General features: G+C 42.2%; 15 protein-coding genes and 2 pseudogenes. 8 read left to right on the forward strand and 9 right to left on the reverse strand.

What is annotated here, in order from left to right; translation table 11 throughout:
• The first annotated feature begins 134 nt into the window (after positions 1-134).
• The 4 genes from sufC (at position 135) to tnpC (ABM313_RS12525) (ending at position 6,009) form a co-directional block, all read left to right on the forward strand.
• Positions 135-917 carry a Fe-S cluster assembly ATPase SufC gene (gene sufC / locus ABM313_RS12510; RefSeq protein WP_434683536.1) on the forward strand — a complete coding sequence of 261 codons (783 nt, stop codon included), beginning with the start codon at positions 135-137 and terminating at the stop codon, positions 915-917.
• Positions 917-2,317, forward strand: a complete 1,401-nt coding sequence (sufD, locus tag ABM313_RS12515; protein WP_434683538.1) for a Fe-S cluster assembly protein SufD — start codon at positions 917-919, stop codon at positions 2,315-2,317. Before sufC ends, sufD begins: the two co-directional genes overlap by 1 nt.
• A 110-nt stretch (positions 2,318-2,427) precedes the next feature.
• Positions 2,428-4,596 (forward strand): transglycosylase SLT domain-containing protein, encoded by a 2,169-nt coding sequence (locus ABM313_RS12520; RefSeq protein WP_434683539.1) that lies wholly within the window; start codon positions 2,428-2,430, stop codon positions 4,594-4,596.
• 57 nt (positions 4,597-4,653) lie between these two features.
• Positions 4,654-6,009: an IS66 family transposase gene (gene tnpC, locus ABM313_RS12525; protein ID WP_434683540.1), complete on the forward strand. Its 1,356-nt coding sequence runs from the start codon at positions 4,654-4,656 to the stop codon at positions 6,007-6,009.
• Between the two features lie 239 nt (positions 6,010-6,248).
• Here the strand turns inward: tnpC (ABM313_RS12525) and ABM313_RS12530 are convergent, their stop codons facing one another.
• Together ABM313_RS12530 and chlG are read right to left on the reverse strand one after the other, a co-directional pair.
• Positions 6,249-7,523 (reverse strand): efflux RND transporter periplasmic adaptor subunit, encoded by a 1,275-nt coding sequence (locus ABM313_RS12530; protein ID WP_434683541.1) that lies wholly within the window; start codon positions 7,521-7,523, stop codon positions 6,249-6,251.
• Positions 7,524-7,661: 138 nt separating this feature from the next.
• Entirely contained in the window at positions 7,662-8,648 is a 987-nt protein-coding gene (chlG, locus tag ABM313_RS12535) for a chlorophyll synthase ChlG (RefSeq protein WP_434683542.1), read from the reverse strand.
• A 173-nt stretch (positions 8,649-8,821) separates the two neighbouring features.
• On the opposite strand from chlG, the gene ABM313_RS12540 reads away from it, so the two are divergent.
• Both ABM313_RS12540 and ABM313_RS12545 read left to right on the forward strand, forming a co-directional pair.
• Positions 8,822-9,016, forward strand: a complete 195-nt coding sequence (locus ABM313_RS12540) for a hypothetical protein (RefSeq protein WP_434683543.1) — start codon at positions 8,822-8,824, stop codon at positions 9,014-9,016.
• A gap of 47 nt (positions 9,017-9,063) precedes the next feature.
• Positions 9,064-10,092, forward strand: a pseudogene (locus ABM313_RS12545) (IS630 family transposase).
• 9 nt (positions 10,093-10,101) lie between these two features.
• Here ABM313_RS12545 and ABM313_RS12550 read toward each other — a convergent pair.
• Positions 10,102-11,186 (reverse strand): annotated as a pseudogene (locus tag ABM313_RS12550) (IS4 family transposase).
• A gap of 90 nt (positions 11,187-11,276) precedes the next feature.
• Between ABM313_RS12550 and tnpC (ABM313_RS12555) the strand changes: the two are divergent.
• Together tnpC (ABM313_RS12555) and ABM313_RS12560 are read left to right on the forward strand one after the other, a co-directional pair.
• Positions 11,277-12,629, forward strand: coding sequence for an IS66 family transposase (gene tnpC / locus ABM313_RS12555; protein WP_434683544.1), 1,353 nt, complete (start codon positions 11,277-11,279; stop codon positions 12,627-12,629).
• Between the two features lie 181 nt (positions 12,630-12,810).
• Entirely contained in the window at positions 12,811-13,701 is an 891-nt protein-coding gene (locus tag ABM313_RS12560) for an IS982 family transposase (RefSeq protein WP_434683545.1), read from the forward strand.
• A gap of 187 nt (positions 13,702-13,888) precedes the next feature.
• Here ABM313_RS12560 and ABM313_RS12565 read toward each other — a convergent pair whose 3' ends face one another.
• The 6 genes from ABM313_RS12565 to groL all read right to left on the reverse strand — a co-directional run bounded on the left by ABM313_RS12565 (position 13,889) and on the right by groL (position 21,469).
• Complete coding sequence (locus tag ABM313_RS12565; RefSeq protein WP_434683546.1) at positions 13,889-15,199, reverse strand: hypothetical protein; 1,311 nt, start codon at positions 15,197-15,199, stop codon at positions 13,889-13,891.
• An 89-nt stretch (positions 15,200-15,288) separates the two neighbouring features.
• Entirely contained in the window at positions 15,289-16,044 is a 756-nt protein-coding gene (locus ABM313_RS12570) for a hypothetical protein (protein WP_434683547.1), read from the reverse strand.
• A gap of 66 nt (positions 16,045-16,110) precedes the next feature.
• Positions 16,111-18,360: an adenylate/guanylate cyclase domain-containing protein gene (locus ABM313_RS12575; protein WP_434683548.1), complete on the reverse strand. Its 2,250-nt coding sequence runs from the start codon at positions 18,358-18,360 to the stop codon at positions 16,111-16,113.
• 18 nt (positions 18,361-18,378) lie between these two features.
• Complete coding sequence (locus ABM313_RS12580; RefSeq protein WP_434683549.1) at positions 18,379-19,083, reverse strand: DUF1995 family protein; 705 nt, start codon at positions 19,081-19,083, stop codon at positions 18,379-18,381.
• Positions 19,084-19,118: 35 nt separating this feature from the next.
• Entirely contained in the window at positions 19,119-19,709 is a 591-nt protein-coding gene (locus ABM313_RS12585) for a Uma2 family endonuclease (RefSeq protein ID WP_434683550.1), read from the reverse strand.
• Between the two features lie 98 nt (positions 19,710-19,807).
• A complete protein-coding gene (groL, locus tag ABM313_RS12590; protein WP_434683551.1) occupies positions 19,808-21,469 on the reverse strand; it encodes a chaperonin GroEL in 1,662 nt (553 codons plus the stop codon).
• Positions 21,470-21,593: the final 124 nt, after the last annotated feature.

Raw genomic sequence — 21,593 nt, forward strand, 5'->3', positions numbered from 1 at the left:
GTATAGCGCTTTTGATTTTGCCTACGGCAAAATCAAAAGCGCAAACCCTTACTCTGATTGTTTTTTGTTTTGCAAATGAGTACACAGTCATGCAAAACGCTATACAATATTAAGTAACTGTTAAAAGAAAAGAGATGATTGTCGAAAATAGTGAAGTAATTTTATCGGTCAAGGATTTGACTGCGGAAGTGGATGGAGTCCAGATTCTTAAAGGGCTAAATCTCGAAATTAAGTCTGGTGAAGTCCATGCGATTATGGGCCCCAATGGATCAGGTAAAAGCACCTTCTCCAAAGTATTAGCAGGACATCCTGCCTATACCGTCACAGGTGGCGAGATTTGGTATAAGGGCAAAAATCTCTTAGATTTAGAACCCGAAATTAGGTCTAGAGAAGGCATATTTTTAGCTTTTCAATATCCACTGGAAATTCCGGGGGTAACTAATTCTGATTTTTTGAGATTGTCCTACAACAATTTGCGAAAGCATAAGGGGTTAGAAGAGTTAGATATTATTGATTTTGATGACTTCATTCAAGAGAAGTTGGAAATTGTGGAAATGAATCCATCATTCTTGAGCCGTAGCGTCAATGAAGGATTTTCGGGTGGCGAAAAGAAGCGCAATGAAATCTTGCAGATGGCAATTCTTGATCCGACTTTAGCAATTTTGGATGAGACGGATTCAGGGCTAGATATTGATGCATTGCGGATTGTAGCGGGTGGTGTGAATAAGCTCTCCAAACCTCATAATTCTTCTCTCGTGATCACCCACTATCAGCGCTTGCTCAATTACATTATTCCTGACTTCATTCATGTGATGGAGAATGGCAAGATCATTCTCACGGGTGGTAAGGACTTGGCGCTAGAGCTAGAAGAGAAAGGCTATGACTGGCTCAAAGAAGAAGAGGCGGTGTTGGCATAATGGCTATTCAAGTTTCTGAACAATTAGAAGATCAAGCGGAATTTAAGGGTGCGTTAAGTACGCGCAGTAAATTGGCTGTCAATAGCGAACAGTTTGTCGCTCAGGTTGTGGGTTTACGCTCTGATATTGCAAGTCCTAATCAAGATACTAGTGATTTTGTGGGTAATCTGCGTCAGTTGGCTAGCGATCGCTTAGCAAGCCTATCTTTCCCCACCACTAAAGATGAAGAATGGAAATATACCGATGTTTCCGCTTTGGGGAGTTTGACTTTTGCCAATCAACCAGCGATCGCTTCCCGTAGTGCTAACCTTGAAGCCTTAATCGCCAATAATATCGCGCCAGAATCTTTAGGCAACTGTCTTGTATTTGTGAATGGAAAGTATCGTAAGGACTTATCCGATACTAGCGATGTAACGGAAGGCTTAGTTATCGGTACATTAGAATCTCTAGGCGATCGCATTTTGCCGAAGTTGCGATCACATCTCGCACAGCATCCCGATGCTAATGATTTTTTTGCGAGTCTCAATACGGCTTGCATGGAAGATGTGGCGATAATTCTCGCGCCGAAAAATTTGGTGGTCGAGAATCCTGTGCAATTGCTCTTTATCTCTGCTCCCCAAGCAGGTGAAGCAACTTTAATCACCCAGCCTCGTTGTTTGATTATTGCGGAAACCCATAGCCAATTGACCTTTGTGCAAACCTTTGTGGGCGAGAATCATCACCTCTATTTCACTAATGCAGTGACGGAAGTTTGGGTGGCGGAAGGCGCTCAGGTCAATCACACCAAGGTACAAAAGCAGGGTAACGAAGCAATTCATATCAACACTACCGCGATCGCCCAAGCTCGCAATAGTGTCTATAAAAATCAAGCGATTAGCTTTGGCGCAAAGATTTCCCGTCAAAATTTGACTGTGCATCAGATGGCGGAACAAACGGAAACTTCGCTCACAGGTTTAGCTTTTATTGATGATGAGCAATTAGCTGATACTCATTCTTGCATTGCCCACAACTATCCGCACGGATCGAGCAAGCAACTGCACAAATGTATTGCCGATGGACGTTCTCATGCGGTCTTTAATGGCAAGATTCAAGTTGCGAAGTTAGCCCAGCAGACTGATTCTGCACAGCTAAGCCGTAATCTGTTGCTATCGGGCAAGGCGCGAGTGGATACCAAACCGCAGTTAGAAATTTTTGCGGATAATGTCAAATGCGCTCACGGTGCAACGGTCAGCCAATTGGATGCTGAGGAAATCTTCTATCTCCAAAGTCGGGCGATCGATGCCGAGAGTGCGGCGACATTACTGACCTATGCCTTTGCAACGGAAGCGATTTCGCAAATTCCTGTCGTATCAATTCAGCGATCGCTTAGTAACTTTGTGCTTGAGAAAACCAAAGCATAAAATATAAAATAAAAAAGAAGCGACGCAAAGCGTCGTTTCTTTTTTACGAAAAGTGCTATAAGTCAACCTGTGAAAAATGTTAGGATGCTCAGCATCAAGAACGTATCGGGATGAGAAAATTAATGCGTTGGTCAATCGTGCTTATGCTCAGTGCTACATTAGCAGGAGCTAGCGCCCCACTAATTACCGCCTCTTCAGATTCTGATCTGACATTGAACGCTAGCCTAGCAAATAACCGAGATAGCAAATCCTTTGATCCACTAATCTATACCCCTATTGATCAGAGACTTGCCAAATTAGAAACTCAGGCTAAACAGCAAAGTTCTAGTAATAGCGATATTGATCGTGTTCGTGCTCGATTGGTGATTGCGGATATCCATCTCAACAACCGTAAGCCTCGTGAGGCGATCGCTGCCCTTGATAAATTGGAAACAGAATATCCAATTTTGGCTGATTACATTCTCCTCAAACGCGCACAAGCTCAAACTCAACTCCGCAATCTCCCATCGGCAACCGCAACTTGGCAACAAATTTTAGCTAAATTCCCTGATAGCCCGACGGCTGCCGAAGCGATGTTTGCTCTTGGACAAAATCAACAGCTTTTACAAAACTTTCCATCTCATCCCCGATCGCAACAAGTCGCATTGCGTCTACTCGCGCAAACGCCAAATCGAGTTGATCTGATGGCACATTTGGCGACTTATTTTAGTGATTCTAAAGAGATTGTGCCGATCTTAAATCGTCTAGTAGCGAGTTCACCATCACTCACGGGCGACCAATGGTGGGCAATCGCTGAGGGATATTACCATAATTTTGAATTTGGCAAAGCTGCCAATGCTTACAGTCGCGCTACAGTCAATCCCAGCACTGCTTATAATTATGCGCGTAGTCTGCATCGAGGCAGACAAATTGATGCAGCAATCGTTGCTTACAATCGGGTAGTCCAGCAATTCCCTCAAAGTCCCCAAGCGCCTCGCGCTTTAATTCGGCTTACCCAGATTGAATCCCCTCAAGCAGCGATCGCCGCTACGGATCGCATTGTCGCCAATTATCCTGATACCGCAGGGGAAGCCCTAGGGATTAAGGCTGCAATTTTGCAAGATAAACTTGGTAGTCCTAAAGCAGCCAGCGATGTTCGCAATCTATTGTTAAATCGCTATGGTAGTAGCAACGATGCGGGAGAATTGCGCTGGCGCATTGCCAAGGGGCAAGCAAGAAGCGGACAAATCAAGAATGCGATCGCCACAGTTGACGCATTAATTGCCAATAGTCCTAACAGTGACTTCACGGCTGAGGCAAGTTTTTGGGCTGGTAAATGGGCTAATCAAATTGGTGATAAAGCTAAAGCCAAGACTTTATTTGAATTTACCATCCGTCAACATCCTGATTCTTACTATGCATGGAGATCGGCAAGTTCTCTCGGTTGGAACGTCGGTACTTTTACCACAGCAAGGTATACTGCACCCGCGATCTCTTTACCTAGTGCCAGACAGCCTTTGCCTGCGGGATCAGCCAAACTACAAGAGCTATATATCCTCGGTCTAGATCGAGATGCGCGATCGCAATGGTTAACGGAATTGCGTGGTAAGCGTAATCTGGGACCCAAGGAAATCTTTACGGATGGTGTATTAAGGGTTGCCAATCAAGATAATCTGATGGGTATCAGAACTCTTGAAAGTCTGAATTGGATTGATGTTTCCAATGCTCAAAAAGCAGAAATATTGCAACTGAAACAGCATCCTGCCTATATCCATTCTCTCTATCCATTCCATTATTGGGATTTAATTTCCAACTGGGCAAATGAACGCAAGCTTTCCCCCGCCCTAGTCATCGGCTTAATGCGTCAAGAATCTCGCTTTGAGCCACAAATTCGTTCTCGTTCTGGAGCGATCGGCTTGATGCAAATCATGCCAGATACAGGCTCATGGATTGCTAGCAAAAAGGGCGTGAATAGCTATAACCTTGATCGACCAGAAGATAACATCAACTTTGGAACTTGGTATCTAGACTATACCCATGGTCGCTATGGCAATAACTCGATGCTGGCGGTAGCTAGCTACAATGCAGGACCAGGAGCAGTGGGTAGATGGGTGGAAGCAAGGGGCGTAGGCGATCCCGATGAGTTCGTCAATAATATTCCCTATGACGAAACTAGAGATTATGTGTCCAAGGTTTTAGGTAATTATTGGAACTATCTCCGTTTGTATTCTCCTTCCATACAGAAACAGATTACGGCTTTAGAACAGTCTAAAAATCTCAATGCTAACTCTAAGTTTTAATGTAATAGCTCAACGTAGGAAAATTGACAAAGGGGCAAAAGCTGATAAATTAAAGAAATGAAAGAACTACCCAACCTAAAAGAACTAACAGACGAGGCAAAAGAAGCCTTGATAGTTAAGTTATGGGAAGAACTACAAAAACTACAGAAGCAGTTAGAAAAGAAACCAAAGAAGACTTCAAAGAACTCAAGTTTGCCACCAGCCAAAGGATTTAAAGCGGAAATCAATAATCCAGAAGAAACAGAAGGCAAACGAGCAGGAAGTATAGGAAGAGATGGAGGAGGTCGTCAACTGAGTGAAAATCCAGACCAAACGCTCAAAGCAACTGTAAAAAGTTGTGCAGAATGTGGGAAAGAGATCGCTGAATCAATGCAGGTATTACTGGAACGATACGACAAGATCGATATACCACCAATCAAGCCCATCGTTACCAGAATCGAAAGGTATGGATGCAAGTGTGAGCATTGTGGACAGGAACAAATCGCAGCATTACCCGTAGGACTTGAAGTAGGAAGTCCCTTTGGAGAAAGAATAGCTGCCCTAGTGACAACGATGAGATACAGTCACGGTATAAGCTATGGAAGAATGCAGCAAATGCTGAGTGAAGTATTTGGCTTAGAGATATCAGAAGGAGGTATCGCCAATCTCTTAACAAGGGTGAAAGGACAACTAGAGTCGGAGGTGACAGGAATACTCCAAGCCCTAAAAACATCTCGTCTAGTATGCAGTGACGAAACCAGTGCAAGGGTAAACGGTAAAAATCAATGGGAATGGGTATTTCAGAACGAACAAGTATGTTTTCATATCATCCGACCGTCTAGAGGCGCAGATGTCATCGCCGAAGTGATGGCAGAGCATCAACCAGAGGTGTGGGTATCAGATTTGTTTAGCGCCCAAAAGACCAATCCAGCGACAGAATGGCAAGTTTGTCTTGCCCATCAACTCAGAGATTGTCAGTATGGAATTGATGCAGGAGACCAGATTTTCTCTGGCAGGATGAAAAAGCTGCTGCTACGAGCTTTGGTGCTGCGAAGGCGATGGTCGGATTTAGCTGACTCTACTCGTTATCAATATCGATGTCGATTGTATCGAGACCTCGACAATATTTTAGCTCTGTTACCTACTCAAGAAGATGGACTTAGATTACAGAAGCGATATCTAGAATTACGAGAAAACTTATTTCTGTTTTTGGATGACCACACCATCCCGCCAACTAATAACTCTAGCGAACAGGCTTTACGTTGGAGTGTCATTTTTAGAAAAGTTACGAATGGTTTTCGCTCCGATTGGGGGCGTGACTTATTTGCGGCTGTTCGTTCCATTGTCAATACTGGAAAAAGACAAGGCTTTTCTGCTTTTGAGTCCATTCTTATCGCTTTGAATCCTCTCAAATCATTGTTTTCTATAGGTTGAGCAATTACGTTTTAATCACTAATGTTACGCAAAATGCAGACGATGAATCTATTGCTGCTAGACAAGTAGGGCAACCACGGGGGGATTGCCCCTACCTGAATAATTCATGTTCTGTAGGGGCTGTGCCCCCGTGCCAGCCCCAAACCTCCGCTATCGAAAGAATTCTATCTGCGTAAGGTGAGTTAATAAGTTTAACAAGCCTTTTGTAAATCACAAAGCCTCGCAAAGCGAGGCTTTTTTTATTGCTTAGGAGCATCAGGTAATGGTGCGATCGGCGCTCCATTTTGTAATTGCAGAATACCTGACACCACAATCTTGTCGTTAGGTTTTAAGCCTTCTAATACCTCTTGCTTATTGCCAGTGATTTTTCCTAGTTTGATCGGTTTTTGGTTAGCGACTAATTGCGTTTTACCATTAGCAGAACTATTTTCTGCTACAAAGATAAAGTCTTGACCTCCAAGACGAGAAATGGCTGAAGTTGGAACTAACACACCAGAACGCGAATCCCAAATCAATCTTGCCCTAACAAACTGATTAGCTTTTAGTTGGTTAGTTCCATTATTGAAATTAGCTTTCACTAAGACTGATTGAGTTTGAGGATTGATACTCGGCGAAATAAAAGCAACATTCCCTTTGACAAGGGGCTTATCTTGAGAGTCTAATAGCTCCACTAATTGCCCCATCTTCAGACGTGGTGCGTTCTCAATGGGAACTGAAATCTGCACTTCTAATACTTGATTTTGCGTAATCGTTGTCAGTTGTGTAGTGCTATTCACATTATCGCCAACTTTGATCGGGATATCACCGACAATCCCTGCAAAAGGAGCAGTCACTGTATAGAAATCTAGTTGCACTTCTTCTTGAATAGCCCCAGCGCGAGTTTCTTCAATTCTAGTAGCAGCACTGTTAATACTTGCCTGCTGAGCATTAATTTGAGCATCAATCTGACCTAGTTCAGCTCTGGCATTTCTCAAACTATTCGCAACTTCATCAAGTTTTTGTTTGGCTGTCGCACCTTCTTGGGTCAATTTAGAAAAGCGATCAAATTCCTTTTGATTAAAATCGACACTGGATAGAACTGATTCTTTACGGGCGCGTAATTGAGCTAGAGTTGCTCTGGCACTTTCATAGTCAGCTTGAGATGTCGCTACGGCTGCTACCGATCGCTGCACAACGGCTTGTTGCCTAGCAGGATCTATCCGTAAAATTGGTGTGCCAGCTTCTACGCGATCACCTGCCTTAACATAAATTTCCTGCACATAGCCATCAACTCGCGGCTGTAAAGTTACCGACTGGCGTGATTGCAAATTTGCCACATAATCAGAGCTATCTGTAACTGTGCCTGACTCTACGGGGGCGATTGGCACGGGAACAGCACCAAATCCGCCACCTTGAGGAGCGTTCGCAGAACAAGAAACCAGCAAAGTACCGATTACAGCAACTAAGCCCTTGCTCAATGATTTATCTAATTGTTTGTTCGACAATTGCTGTCTTCGTACTTTATGTTTAATCATGAATATTGGCAAATTTTATCTGATGTATCGGTTCTCTTTGCATATAGATGATAAGCAACATTCAGCATCACTAAATCACCCTGTAGGAGCTATTTCCCTCCAAAAATAAAAGAGACGCATTTTGCGCCCCCTTTATTTTTAGATACCTGCATGTCCCATAGCGATCCCTGCAACTAACATACCAATTACAAGGAATGGTTGAGCGCTAGCCTGATATTTCACATCATTCTTGAGGGGATCACGCAAGAAGTACATGTCTTGAAAGGTTATCTGTGGAATTACTAACAGCACAATTAGACTGGCTAGTAATTGTTCGCCTACGGTAACTAAATAGACAGCAATGCCAATTTGGAAGACATCGATCGCAGTTGCTGAGATTAATGCCGCCTTCTGCACACCAAAGATTACGGGCAGAGACTTCAATCCTAATTCGCGATCGCCTTCAACGCTCTTAAAGTCGTTAACTACGGCAATTCCCAAACCTGCGAAGCTGTAAATCAAAGTGACAATTACTACTGTCCAGTTGAGATGTCCATAGAGGGCATGACCTGCCCACCAAGGTAGGGCGATATAACTGGCTCCGAGAGCATAGTTACCCAGCCAACCATTCTGTTTGAGCTTCAAAGGTGGCGCAGAGTAGATATAGGCAACGAATGAGCCGCCCAGCGCTAATTTGGTCATGATAAAGTCCGCATGACCTGCGGTGATATCGAGAATCGCCGCTACACCAATGCCGCCGAGTAATAAAATCCAAATCTGAGCAATGACTTGATTGAGGGGAATTGCTCCCGATGGAATCGGACGATATGGCTCGTTAATTGCGTCAATTTCGCGATCGTAGTAATCGTTAATCGTCTGGGTATAGCCTGTCAGTAGAGGTCCTGACATGAGCATACAAAGTAGCGATCGAAATACGTTTTCAATTGACCATGTGAACTCACCAGAGGAAGCTGCACCGCAGAGTACGCCCCACATCAGGGGTATCCACGTAATCGGTTTCATCAATTGCAAGCGGATCTTCCAGATCGAAGCTTCTTTAATGTCCGCACCTTTCATTCCAAGCATTTGGCGGGTGCGTGCCTCGCGAGACTCGCTCGCTGGTACGTCAGGGGTTGAAGACGACATATTTAGAAAAATTTATAGACTTGCGGTTGATTATAGCCCGTAGTAATACCTAAGCAATACTTAGGCGATCGCTATACCACGCTAAAGCAATCAAATAAGCCATGACAATAATGATTTAGAGTAAGTTTTGTACAGCTTTAGCCTGACCAATTAGATAGTAAATTTCAAAATTCATGAAAATCATTGTTAATCCCCTGTGGAGTTTTATGGAGGCTTTAGATGCTGCTTGGAAAGCATATTCTGGTGGGCAAGAACTAGGAACTACCAACAGAATACGAGTCCTTGAACAGTGGGCTAATGTAGTTGGATGTAGTAGAGCTGTTACAGAACTAGAAGAGACTCTTGCTGCATATAGCAATCCTAAATGAGTTGTGAGAAAGTAGAAATCAGGAAAATATTTTTAGAAGAGAAAAAAATGACCGAAGAACTGCAAGAATTTATCGAGGCAAATCGGGATGCAAGAGAACTAAAAAGAGGTGTATCGGTACAAATGTATCTCGAAGGATATAAGCATCGGGAGATTAAAGATATTTTGGGAGTGGGTTCGGGGTATATCAGCAAATGGACGAAAATATATGTAGAGCAAGGATTAGAAGGATTATTGCTAGGATATCAAGGTAAGTCAGGATATCTAAGCGAAATGCAAAACGAAGCTATTAACACATGGTTACAGGCTAAGAATTATTGGAACTTGGTCGAATTACAAGAATATATTGAGGATGAGTACAACGTAGTATTTGAGTCTAAGCAAAGCTATTACGTCATATTTGAAAAAGCGGGAATTAGCTGGAAAAAGACGCAAAAGCATAACCCCAAAGCAGACCGCACTATCATTCAAAAAAAAGAAGAAATTACAGAATAGCTAGCCAAGCATCGTGCTGAAATCATTACTGAGAAATTAGTGATATTTTTTGCTGATGAATGCCACTTATTATGGGGAGATATTTGTGGATATGTGTGGGGCAAAAAGCAAGAACGGATTGAAATACCCATCACTAATGAAAAAGAGCGACAGACCTATTATGGGGCTGTGAACCTGTATACACAGGAATGTGTAATTCAATTGGCTAGTGCAGGTAATTCTGAAAGTACTGTGTCTTTTCTAAAATATTTACAAAGTCAGAATCAAGGCAAGCGAATTGCTATCATCTGGGACGGTGCTAGTTATCATCGTTCTCAAGAGGTAAAATATTATCTTGCTCAAACCAATCGAGAGCTTGACGAGTCTGATTGGAAAATTACTTGTATCCGTTTTGCACCTAACGATCCCAAACAAAATCCTATTGAAGATATTTGGTTACAAGCAAAGCGCTTCATTCGTGAGTTCTATCATTTATGTAAATCTTTTGCGACAGTTAAGTTCTTTTTTGAGTTTTTTACTCATCGACAAATCTTTAATTTCCCAAAGCTTTTTACCTATGGCTTTTTCTCACAACTCATTTAGGATTGCTATCTAAGTACAGGACAAAAATTTAACCGAGTTAAAGAAGGCTTCGGAATTGAGGTGAATGTCAAAGACGATGGGACGAAGGAAATCAAAACCAAGACGAAAAATGCTTTTAGGTAGACGACCGTGTTTTTTAGGCTTGAGGGGATGTAGTTGAGCTAGCCAAAGCCCAGAAGAAAAAGCCCAACATAAAGCCAGAGTAAGCAAAGCAATTAGTTTAGAGAGGCGCTCCGAATCTTGAAGATGAGTGGACTCCAAACAAAAGCCACGGGTTTTAAAACAACCGAACAGAGTCTCAATAGCCCAACGCTTGGCATAGTCAGAAATAGCAGTATCAGGGTCATGAGCTGTAGCAACAATTAACAAATCGCCACCTTCCAGACGCATAGCGGCTATACGAAGCCAATGGTTCCACACTTTTCTCGGTTTGGACAACACTTTCGATTGACCAATTTGGAGATCTTGAAAACAAACGTCAGCTCGCAGTTCTTTTTGCCCATCACTGAGCAAGGTGTTTTTACGAATGCGGATTCTAAATGGGGTACATGGGTCACACAACAAATAGTCAAGCCATTCTTCACACTTCGGCAGGCTCAGTGACCACCCACAAACTCTCGGTCTGCGGACAAAAAGTCGATTTTGCAGGCTCCAAATATTTCTAGAAATCGATTCCACAATTCGCAGCGTTCACGAGTGTTTGAATTACCTTTTTTATCCAGCATTATCCATACCAAGGGGAATGCGACACCATGATGCACTACCCCTAATGTCAACACATTAAACACTGTCTTACCGAATTTCCAATCGGTGCGGTCTATGGAAATTATCCATGGTTCAGGTATTTTCATTACTTTTACAACCATGAGGGCGATACTTTCATAGTCCACCTCAAAGTCTCGAAAAAACCTCTGTAATCTCTTATAGTGTGATTCGACTTTGGCTTTGCCGCTAAATCCTGTGGCAATTTCCGCTAGATTTACTGTCTTTACTCGCATTAGCGCGATTAAAAATATGGACACAAAGGCTAGTCTTGCTGCATTCCATTGCAGATGTTGCTGCAATTTTTCGCGGAATAGGTTAATCTCTTCCATAGGGGTTTTATGAGTGATGTGGTTATCTTTTATAGTAATAGCTCAACGTAGGAAAATTGACAAAGGGGCAAAAGCTGATAAATTAAAGAAATGAAAGAACTACCCAACCTAAAAGAACTAACAGACGAGGCAAAAGAAGCCTTGATAGTTAAGTTATGGGAAGAACTACAAAAACTACAGAAACAGTTAGAAAAGAAACCAAAGAAGACTTCAAAGAACTCAAGTTTGCCACCAGCCAAAGGATTTAAAGCGGAAATCAATAATCCAGAAGAAACAGAAGGCAAACGAGCAGGAAGTATAGGAAGAGATGGAGGAGGTCGTCAACTGAGTGAAAATCCAGACCAAACGCTCAAAGCAACTGTAAAAAGTTGTGCAGAATGTGGGAAAGAGATCGCTGAATCAATGCAGGTATTACTGGAACGATACGACAAGATCGATATACCACCAATCAAGCCCATCGTTACCAGAATCGAAAGGTATGGATGCAAGTGTGAGCATTGTGGACAGGAACAAATCGCAGCATTACCCGTAGGACTTGAAGTAGGAAGTCCCTTTGGAGAAAGAATAGCTGCCCTAGTGACAACGATGAGATACAGTCACGGTATAAGCTATGGAAGAATGCAGCAAATGCTGAGTGAAGTATTTGGCTTAGAGATATCAGAAGGAGGTATCGCCAATCTCTTAACAAGGGTGAAAGGACAACTAGAGTCGGAGGTGACAGGAATACTCCAAGCCCTAAAAACATCTCGTCTAGTATGCAGTGACGAAACCAGTGCAAGGGTAAACGGTAAAAATCAATGGGAATGGGTATTTCAGAACGAACAAGTATGTTTTCATATCATCCGACCGTCTAGAGGCGCAGATGTCATCGCCGAAGTGATGGCAGAGCATCAACCAGAGGTGTGGGTATCAGATTTGTTTAGCGCCCAAAAGACCAATCCAGCGACAGAATGGCAAGTTTGTCTTGCCCATCAACTCAGAGATTGTCAGTATGGAATTGATGCAGGAGACCAGATTTTCTCTGGCAGGATGAAAAAGCTGCTGCTACGAGCTTTGGTGCTGCGAAGGCGATGGTCGGATTTAGACTCTACTCGTTATCAATATCGATGTCGATTGTATCGAGACCTCGACAATATTTTAGCTCTGTTACCTACTCAAGAAGATGGACTTAGATTACAGAAGCGATATCTAGAATTACGAGAAAACTTATTTCTGTTTTTGGATGACCACACCATCCCGCCAACTAATAACTCTAGCGAACAGGCTTTACGTTGGAGTGTCATTTTTAGAAAAGTTACGAATGGTTTTCGCTCCGATTGGGGGCGTGACTTATTTGCGGCTGTTCGTTCCATTGTCAATACTGGAAAAAGACAAGGCTTTTCTGCTTTTGAGTCCATTCTTATCGCTTTGAATCCTCTCAAATCATTGTTTTCTATAGGTTGAGCAATTACCTTTTATAAAACCCCTTCCTCTCTACTTTTGCAACTTTTTGTCCTGTACTAAGAACATTTGCTATATAAAAAACAAAAATATCCAGAGACGTGATGTGCAACTAAGAAAGTGCAAAAAAACTCACAGCCGAAAGTGTTAGAAAATAGGACTAACCCCATTAGCGGTGAGCATCATGTTTTCTATAGAATATTTTATCATTGCCGTCTTTTGCAAAATTGATGAGTTACTCAAAGAAATAACGGTAGAGCATGGAGTCAGAGCAAAAGGATTTGCCCCAGCCCTAAGTGACAGCGAAGTGATGACGATGGAAATCGTTGCTGAGTATCGAGGAATAGAGACCGATATAGGAATCTGGCAATATTTTCGCGAGCATTGGCAAGCATGGTTTCCCGCCTTAAAAAGTCGCACCACCTTTGTCCGACAGGCAGCTAATCTGTGGCAGTACAAAGCGATACTCCAACAAAAACTAGCTGAACAGTTAGGTGCTTTAGATGATGATGTACATCTGATTGATGGAGTACCCATACCTCTGTGTTACCTCTGTCGTTCATCCCGTTGTCGTAGCTTTGAAGATATTGCTGACTATGGTTACTGTGCAGCTAAAGACATGCATTACTATGGCTTTCATGGGCATGTTCTCATTAGTGGTAGTGGTGTAATTACGCAGTTTGCACTTACTCCTGCTAATGGCAATGAACGAGAAACTCTCTGGGATTTAGTCTCCAACATTCATGGTTTCCTGATTGGGGACAAAGGATATCTTAGTCAACCACTCAAGCAGGATTTACAGACATTTGCCGTTGATTTACAAACGTCTCTGCGCTCGAATATGCATGATTCCCGTCCTCGTTGGTGGGTAAGATTGATTGTCAAGGTACGGCGTTTGATTGAGACGGTTATTGCTCAATTGGTTGCTCGTTTTCATCTTGATAAGGTTTGGGCTAGGGACATCTGGCATCTTTCTAGTCGCCTTAATCGTAAAATCCTTGCTCATACTCTTTGTTTTTGGCTCAACCGTCACTCCCTTCATCCTTTACAGTTTGAATCCTTGGTTGTTTCTTAATTCTTAGTTGCACATCGCGTTTAGTATAAAGTAACTTTAGTTTGTCAAATTTGCTGTGAATGCGATCGCATTTTCTAATTTGATAATGAGTTGTAATTTGTTACTACGCGAGAGACTTCGGCTGTACTTTACCAAAAGCTCAAAATGCAGGGACGATTTGTTGATAAATCCAATGAGGGTTTTACGTTTATAGCTTTTGAAGTTTAGTCGAGTAGCTAAGCGGTATATCACCTGTTCTCTCTACTAGCCATTCGGGTCTATTTTGCTTACTCAGAGAAATTGTCATTGCGTCACCATTGGGAGATGGTTGGTAGACATAGCGAAGATTTTTACAAACTACAGAAGAATCTATTCCTGTCAAAGTCTGAGGAAATTTACCAGTTTGAGAGGACACTTCACGCAACTTTAGAATTTTTTGGGTTAATTCCATATCAATTTGTCGCCTAGTTAATTTATATAACTGGGAGCTAGAGGATGCTCCGACAAACCCTAAGATATTCCATGAAGAAATTTGAGGAATATCCTCATAGGAAACTTGAATACAAGGATCTTGGTTAAATCTCATTTCCAGTTCTCGCATTTCTACTTGCCATTTATCTACAGCAGACAGTGTGAAATATGGTTGAACAAAAGGTTGTAAAAGACGACTAAAGAGAGAGGCAGATTTTTCATCTAATGCTGAACCTCCTTTTCTTAAGGGAAAGTTCCTTATAAGTCCGTACCGAGAGAAAATCTCAAGCTTTAGAGTAGCCATAAAAAGCGACTTACTTCTTTCAAAAGAGACTAATCTATTTTGCCAAACTGTTGGAATGCGATCGATCTTCCGTATCCCTTGTAGTTGGATTCTATCGCAAATAATGGCAACAATTTGACTTATAAGAATAGGTTGATTTCTAGTAGCTTGATTAAGCCTCCAAGCAACCTCTAAGGAATCAAATGCAGATTGAGTCTTACCAAGGCGATAATTGTTAATTGCATCAGCGATTAATATGCGCTGCCAAGTAGCCTCTACAAGAAAACTTGGTAAACTGTCGAAAGTTCCCATGTTCAGAAACATATCCAAATCTAAATTATCTTGAACAGGAATATCACTTTGAAGGACGTAAGCACGTAGCGCTGCTAAATTTTCTGACTGGGATGTAAGATAGTTTTGTAAAACAACAGAAGGTACAATAGTAGATTCGTCCACATATTTTGATAAATCACTGCGTACGCTATCCGACATGTCTATGATTTTACTAAACTTTTCTTGTAGTTCCTTACGCCTCAAGCTAGAAACATTAGTCTCACTTTTTTGGAGTTGACGAACTAGCTCGTTTTTTGCTAATAAGACAGGCTGTTCGAGTTGGTATGCAAAAATATTTCCAACAATAAACCATATAATCAAGAAGCTGACACTAATAATATTAAACCAGTACAAGATAAAATGAATTCGATTTCTTTTGTCTTTGTATGTTTTTGGAGAATAACTATAAATATTGACTAGTTTATTAAACATATATTTCTTAAATAGTTTCAGTAAAAGATTTAACAGATAAATACAAATTCACGAATGTCATTGTGTAGGGAGCAATTATAATCAAGGCTTTAGGGTTGTAATATTGTTGGTAAAGGTTTTCCTTCTTCTGCTAGCTTACGCATGGCTTCACAATCAGTATTAGGCGCAAAAGTAGCAGTCCGATTAATACCCTTTCTTAGATCGGATATATTACTAATCGTACATTCAGTAGGACTGCTATTAATTTCAATCCAAGACTGCCATCCATACCAAGCAATTGATAAACATATCAAAGTAAGAATAGTTGGCATTATAAACTTTCTCTTCTTGAAAGTAGTTTCGCTCGATTCATTTTGGTTGCTAATACTATAACCAATAGGAAGAGATGCAAAATGTTCTAACAAACTCCTATGGACAAAAATATATCCACCACCAATTCTCTGGAGGAGAACACTATTTACAGAATAGTTAAGGAACTTTGCATAGTTCCAAGGACTCCATCTACCAACAAAAAGGACTACTCTCAGAACTAAATGTTTTAAGGCTGCTTCTAAAGCAAATAAACCAAGCAGTAGTCCCAAAACCATTCCTATTATGCTTGGCAAACCAAACAGAGGAAATATAGATGAAAGTAAAACTGAACCAATGACTGCCAAAATTATACCGTTAGAGATTGACTGTCTTATACCCTGATTAGGAATAGTGCTTTGCTCGAGCTCTGCCCCAGCAAATCCTGCAAGTAATCCGCTAATTAAAGCTCCAATTAGTTGTCCAATAAGTCCACAGACTAATAGATTAATTAGCATTAAGAATAATAGGGACAATAGGGGATTAGATAAAGTCATATTTATGAGGAATATGCAGTATAAATTTTAAAAATGATTGCAGTTAAAAAAATAAAACAATGAAAACTATTTAATCTTATCCATTAGACTATACAAAATTAGAAATATCGAAATATCAATCAATGTTACAAGTACGCCTGCAATTAATCCAAATATCAGCCCAATCCCCCTCCCTGCACTCAAATTTTCTTTGAAATATTTCCAAGACCACTTTAAGGTTTCAGTCGGCTTAATCGGTTTTTCTAGTATGCTAAAAATCATAAAACTACTGAGAAAGCCTAATACTACAAATAGAAATATCCAGAGTGGATTTCTTATTATATTTGCGATCCCCAATCCACAAACTATAAATGGACAAGCAAGAGAACGAATAAAAATATCAGTTTTACTAATTTCTGTGTTGTTGAATCTATAGGTGAATCCCCACAATATTGCAATAATAAACCCAAGTAGAATTGAACCTGCAATGACTCCAACATATAAATTCAGTCCATTGGCGAGTGCAAGCATCAGAGAGAAGGCAGGAAGTTCACCACCCAAACTCTTGAAATACCCATCTGCTACAGCAATAGTATTTGATGGTATTAATTGAATCAACATGCCAATGGAGCTAGGCAATACGATCAAAGCAATAATCGGAGCTAGAATGATCGCTGTTAAGGTGGCATAAATCGCTCTGGCATTTCCTGTTAACCAACTCGGTTGGATTCTCTCGATCAAAAAGACAGTTTGTGACTCATTCTTTAACTGTTGAGCCAGAAAACCTAACCACTTCTTTACTTTGCTTGGCGAATAATTTTTGTCAGGTCGCCGCCTTAGCATACGGTCGATATAAGCATCAAACAAATGCCGAACGTGATCTTCCGACAGACTCATCTTGATCAAATCTGTCACCGACATACCGCGATAAGCGATCGCCATAATATTTGCCATTAATGGAGTCTTCGCCAACTCTAATAACTTCGCATCCGTAGTCAGCATCTCCCGCACCCCCTCCAACTCAGCACCAAGGCGATCAAAATATTCAAACACCTGAGCTTCCTCTAAGGGCTGAATGAAAATTGCTCCCTGAAACTGCAACCGTTGTGCCAGAGCTTCGTAGTCCTTCATCCGACTACATACTACGATTTCCGTTTGTCCATATTCATCATGAAAGCGGTTGATTGCCTCCACACAAGCATTACGGCGATCGCTACTCACCTCATCCAACCCATCTAACATCGCCAATATTTGCTGATCGCTCACCCATACCTTACCAATCTTTTTCGGCACTTGATATTTGATATTTAGTTCCAATACCATCCAGTCCGCTAAGCTCTGCTTGTCTTGCCATGAAGAAAGGTTAAAGACAATCGGCATTGGCAATTCACTATCCCGCTCGGCACGGGCAATCAATTCTCGCGTCAGTTCCAACAGCGTCGTCGTTTTCCCCGCACCAGGATCGCCCAAAATTAGCAGCGTTCGACCAGTGCCTAAACTATCAAATTGGTTAATTTCTTTTGTACCCGTTGGCAAAGGCTTCCTTGCTTGATCAGATGTCGCCCATTCCATATGCCAAGGATGCGCGATCGCATCTAATCTTGTTTGCAAACCCAATTCGATCAACGCTTTATCATGAATTGATGTCTCTAAAACCCCCTCAACCCAAAAGTTTCGCACTTTATTAAGCATGATTTGGCGATCGCGAAAGTCCTGCTGAGTTAGTAGTCGATTTATTTTGGTGGGCTTTGTAGCAATATCTTTTTGATTGCTTTGACTATGTGATGAGCGCTCTAAAAAAGGAATTAAAATCTGATAAGCAGGAATAGGATCTTGGATATTCTTGAGTTCTAATTCACCCAAATAAGTAACATCTAAATCTAAGCGATGCTTGACAACATCATAAATTGCTTGGGAAATGCAAATACCACCTACTTCAGCTTTTGCTTGCAAACGTGCCGCAATGTTTACACCATTGCCCATTACATCGGTTTCATTAAAGAAAACGTCGCCCAAGTGAATACCAATGCGATGGGACAAAACCTCTGATACTGGTAAAGTCTTAGCCGCTTTCGCAAATTCAGTCTGCATTTCGCGGGTACACTCAACAGCTTGAACTGCACTCGCAAAGTACATTAGCAATCCGTCACCTGTCGTTTTTAACACCTTCCCCGCAAACTTTTGACATAAATCCGTCATTTGCCGAAAATCACGTTCGACTAAATGCAGAGTATGTACTTCGTCTTTTCCCATCAGGGCACTGAAGCCAACAATGTCGCTAAAAGCGATCGCGGCTAATGTTCGTTGTCCGATTAACTGCGAGGTAGGTGTATTCATCCATAATTACCTATTGCTTTATCTTGCTAGAGCGCTTAAAAACTGTTGCAAACGACCTAAAAATGAACCTGATTGCTTACCAGTCTTTTGGCGAAACAAGCGATCAATGTCATCACTAGATGGACGCTGAGCAACTTCGGCAAGTTGTTGCATTCCCTCCTCAGTTTGTTGCCAGACTTGCCATGTTTGCGGATAGCAACGCCATAATGCACCAAGCTCTAGTGGTTTGATGTAATAGGCTGTCTCAAAAGTACTTAAGAAGCGATCGCGCATTTGTCTTGCGGCTAGCCCCAATCCTACCTCGTTGTTTTCAAGGCGAGGATTGAGCATTACAAAGGGGCGATCGCCTGCTAACTGTACAAGTTTCTCCACTTGCTCGACTTCTACCGAAGTTGGCTCAATTAAGAGAAATGCTTGATCTTCTTCGCGAATGGCTCTGCGTCCCTCGTTGACACCACGCACTGACACTTCAAGATCTGCCCATTCACGTTTTGCTAGCGCCGCCGCTCCTGCGTCCGAGAAGATGGCTTGCCATGCATTGCCATAGCGATGATTAAAACTAGCCGCAAATTCATAGGCGATCGGCAATGCTTTGAGTTCAGGAAATCGTAGATCGGCAATGACGCGAGTAGCACCATCGGCGATCGCCTGATGCGTCGCGGCGATCGCTTGCTCGATAGCATCTTCTAAATGGTCTGGAATTAAGATTGGCTCTTGCGTCATAAATGATTATTTTTAAAGTTATTAAAAGCTGCGAATCATTTTAGCAGGTTGCCAAAAACTTGATTGGCGGTCAATTTCAAATTGGGGAAAGTTGGTGATTGTGTAATCTCATCACCTACATATTCACTAACTTCATACCAGCCATCATCAAGCCTAAAAATGGTGATTTTCTTGATCAATGGATCGACAACCCAATATTCCAAAATACCTAATACGCTATATTCACCACGCTTAGCTCGATATTCGGTACTTTTGGTTGACTCGCTTACAACTTCCACAACTAAAATCGGCGGTGGTTGATTGATTTCGATAATTGCCTCACAAGTTTGCAGCGATCGCCATTGAGCTTTTGGCATCACTACCAAATCTGGAATTCGACAGGTATCCCATCTGCCGCCTTTGGGACTCCGAATACCAACTAACGCAGGTAATACAGCCCAGTCTTGATTTTGCTCAGCAATATCGACTTCGAGATTTTTTTCCAAAACCTTGATCACTGCGCCATGTTGCCCTGTCCCCAGACTCATCGGAATTAGCTCTCCATTTACCAACTCATAGCGATAGTCAGTCCCATCAATATACTTGAGGTACTCCGCAAAATTTAGGCGATCGCTTGCAATAGTCATAGCAAGTTTTGGTAATAACTTCACTTGAGTTTAACGCCAAAAAGGAGAGGTTACGCTAAGCGTAACCTCTCCTTTTTGGGGGAATCTATGGACGATGATTACATCATGCCGCCCATACCGCCCATGCCACCCATGCCGCCCATGCCGCCCATACCAGCAGCAGCACCAGCACCAGCATTCTTCTCTGGTTTTTCAACAACTAGAGCTTCAGTGGTCAAAACCATGCCAGCAACGGAAGCAGCGTTTTGCAATGCAGAACGGACAACCTTAGCGGGGTCAATGATACCAGTCGCGATCAAGTCAACGTACTCGCCTTTGAGTGCATCAAAGCCATGATTGAAAGGAAGTTGCTTAACTTTTTCAACAACAACAGTACCTTCTAAACCAGCGTTGTCGCTGATTTGACGAAGAGGTGCGGAGAGAGAGCGAGATACGATTTCTGCACCGATCGCTTCTTCATTCTTCAAGGTTGCTTTGAAGCCTTGCAATTCTACAGCGAGGTGAGCAAGGGTTGCACCACCACCAGGAACGATGCCTTCTTCAACCGCAGCGCGGGTGGAGTTTAGAGCGTCTTCGATGCGGAGCTTACGATCCTTAAGTTCGGTTTCCGTAGCAGCACCGACCTTGATTACAGCTACGCCACCAGAGAGTTTTGCAATCCTTTCTTGGAGCTTTTCTTTGTCATAGTCAGAGTCACTGAGTTCCAATTCCTTGCGGATTTGAGCAACGCGCTTGTCAACGTTAGCTTTGTTAGAAACGTCAGAAACAATGGTGGTTTTGTCCTTAGAAATGGTGATCTTGCGAGCAGTACCTAGCATTTCGAGGGTTGCAGCGCTTAGTTCTAAACCAGTGTCTTCTGAAATTACTTGACCATCGGTAAGAACGGCAATATCTTGCAACATTGCTTTACGGCGATCGCCAAAACCAGGAGCTTTGATTGCAGCAATATTCAGAGAACCTCTAAGCTTGTTCACCACTAAAGTTGCGAGAGCTTCACCTTCAACATCTTCAGAGATGATGACCAAGGGAGAACCAGAACGAGCCGCTTTTTCAAGGATTGGAACGAGGTCTTGAATTACATTGATCTTCTTATCAGTGATCAAGATTCTGGCATTCTCAAATTCCACCAACTGACGTTCGCTGTCGGTGACGAAGTAAGGAGAAATATAGCCGCGATCGAGTTGCATACCTTCGACAACTTCCAATTCGGTTGTGAGGGACTTAGACTCTTCAACAGTAATTACGCCATCTTTGCCAACTTTGTCCATAGCATGAGCGATCATTTCGCCAACTTCGGAGTCATTACCAGCCGAAATGGTAGCAATCTGAGCAATTTCAGCATTGGAGTCAACTGCTTTCGCCTTTTGAGCAATTACATCAACTAGATGAGCAACTGCCTTTTCGATACCGCGACGCACACCCACTGGATTTGCACCTGCGGCAACGTTCTTCAAACCTTCGCGAATCATTTCTTGAGCCAAAACGGTGGCGCTGGTGGTTCCGTCGCCTGCTACGTCGTTGGTTTTAGAAGCAACTTCGCGAATCAGTTGAGCGCCTGCATTTTCTAAGGGATCTTCTAATTCAATTTCTTTGGCAATGCTCACACCGTCATTGATGATTTGAGGAGCGCCATATTTCTTTTCGAGAACTACGTTACGACCTTTGGGGCCGAGGGTGACGCGCACTGCATCAGCCAACGCATTGACACCACGCTCAAGGGCGCGGCGAGATTCTTCATCAAATACTACGATTTTTGCCATTTTCTTTTAATTTATTTGGTAATTTGGTACTTGGAAGGCTTTTAGCTTTCGGCTCTTAGCTTGAGAAATATCTGTTCATTTATCAATCTAGTGAAGTAGCAATCCAAAAAAGCTAATCACTAAT

Origin of the sequence: Pseudanabaena minima str. Chao 2107, assembly GCF_051131155.1 — a bacterium.
Classification (GTDB): Bacteria; Cyanobacteriota; Cyanobacteriia; order Pseudanabaenales; family Pseudanabaenaceae; genus Pseudanabaena; species Pseudanabaena minima.

What these genes read in the sequence shown, in the direction of transcription:
- groL (WP_434683551.1), bottom strand. Translation starts at nt 21,469, where the DNA reads ATGGCAAAAATCGTAGTATTTGATGAAGAATCTCGCCGCGCCCTTGAG.
- ABM313_RS12565 (WP_434683546.1), bottom strand. Translation starts at nt 15,199, where the DNA reads ATGTTTAATAAACTAGTCAATATTTATAGTTATTCTCCAAAAACATAC.
- sufC (WP_434683536.1), top strand. Translation starts at nt 135, where the DNA reads ATGATTGTCGAAAATAGTGAAGTAATTTTATCGGTCAAGGATTTGACT.
- chlG (WP_434683542.1), bottom strand. Translation starts at nt 8,648, where the DNA reads ATGTCGTCTTCAACCCCTGACGTACCAGCGAGCGAGTCTCGCGAGGCA.
- ABM313_RS12540 (WP_434683543.1), top strand. Translation starts at nt 8,822, where the DNA reads ATGAAAATCATTGTTAATCCCCTGTGGAGTTTTATGGAGGCTTTAGAT.
- tnpC (WP_434683540.1), top strand. Translation starts at nt 4,654, where the DNA reads ATGAAAGAACTACCCAACCTAAAAGAACTAACAGACGAGGCAAAAGAA.
- ABM313_RS12520 (WP_434683539.1), top strand. Translation starts at nt 2,428, where the DNA reads ATGAGAAAATTAATGCGTTGGTCAATCGTGCTTATGCTCAGTGCTACA.
- ABM313_RS12570 (WP_434683547.1), bottom strand. Translation starts at nt 16,044, where the DNA reads ATGACTTTATCTAATCCCCTATTGTCCCTATTATTCTTAATGCTAATT.
- tnpC (WP_434683544.1), top strand. Translation starts at nt 11,277, where the DNA reads ATGAAAGAACTACCCAACCTAAAAGAACTAACAGACGAGGCAAAAGAA.
- sufD (WP_434683538.1), top strand. Translation starts at nt 917, where the DNA reads ATGGCTATTCAAGTTTCTGAACAATTAGAAGATCAAGCGGAATTTAAG.
- ABM313_RS12560 (WP_434683545.1), top strand. Translation starts at nt 12,811, where the DNA reads ATGTTTTCTATAGAATATTTTATCATTGCCGTCTTTTGCAAAATTGAT.
- ABM313_RS12530 (WP_434683541.1), bottom strand. Translation starts at nt 7,523, where the DNA reads ATGATTAAACATAAAGTACGAAGACAGCAATTGTCGAACAAACAATTA.
- ABM313_RS12585 (WP_434683550.1), bottom strand. Translation starts at nt 19,709, where the DNA reads ATGACTATTGCAAGCGATCGCCTAAATTTTGCGGAGTACCTCAAGTAT.
- ABM313_RS12580 (WP_434683549.1), bottom strand. Translation starts at nt 19,083, where the DNA reads ATGACGCAAGAGCCAATCTTAATTCCAGACCATTTAGAAGATGCTATC.
- ABM313_RS12575 (WP_434683548.1), bottom strand. Translation starts at nt 18,360, where the DNA reads ATGAATACACCTACCTCGCAGTTAATCGGACAACGAACATTAGCCGCG.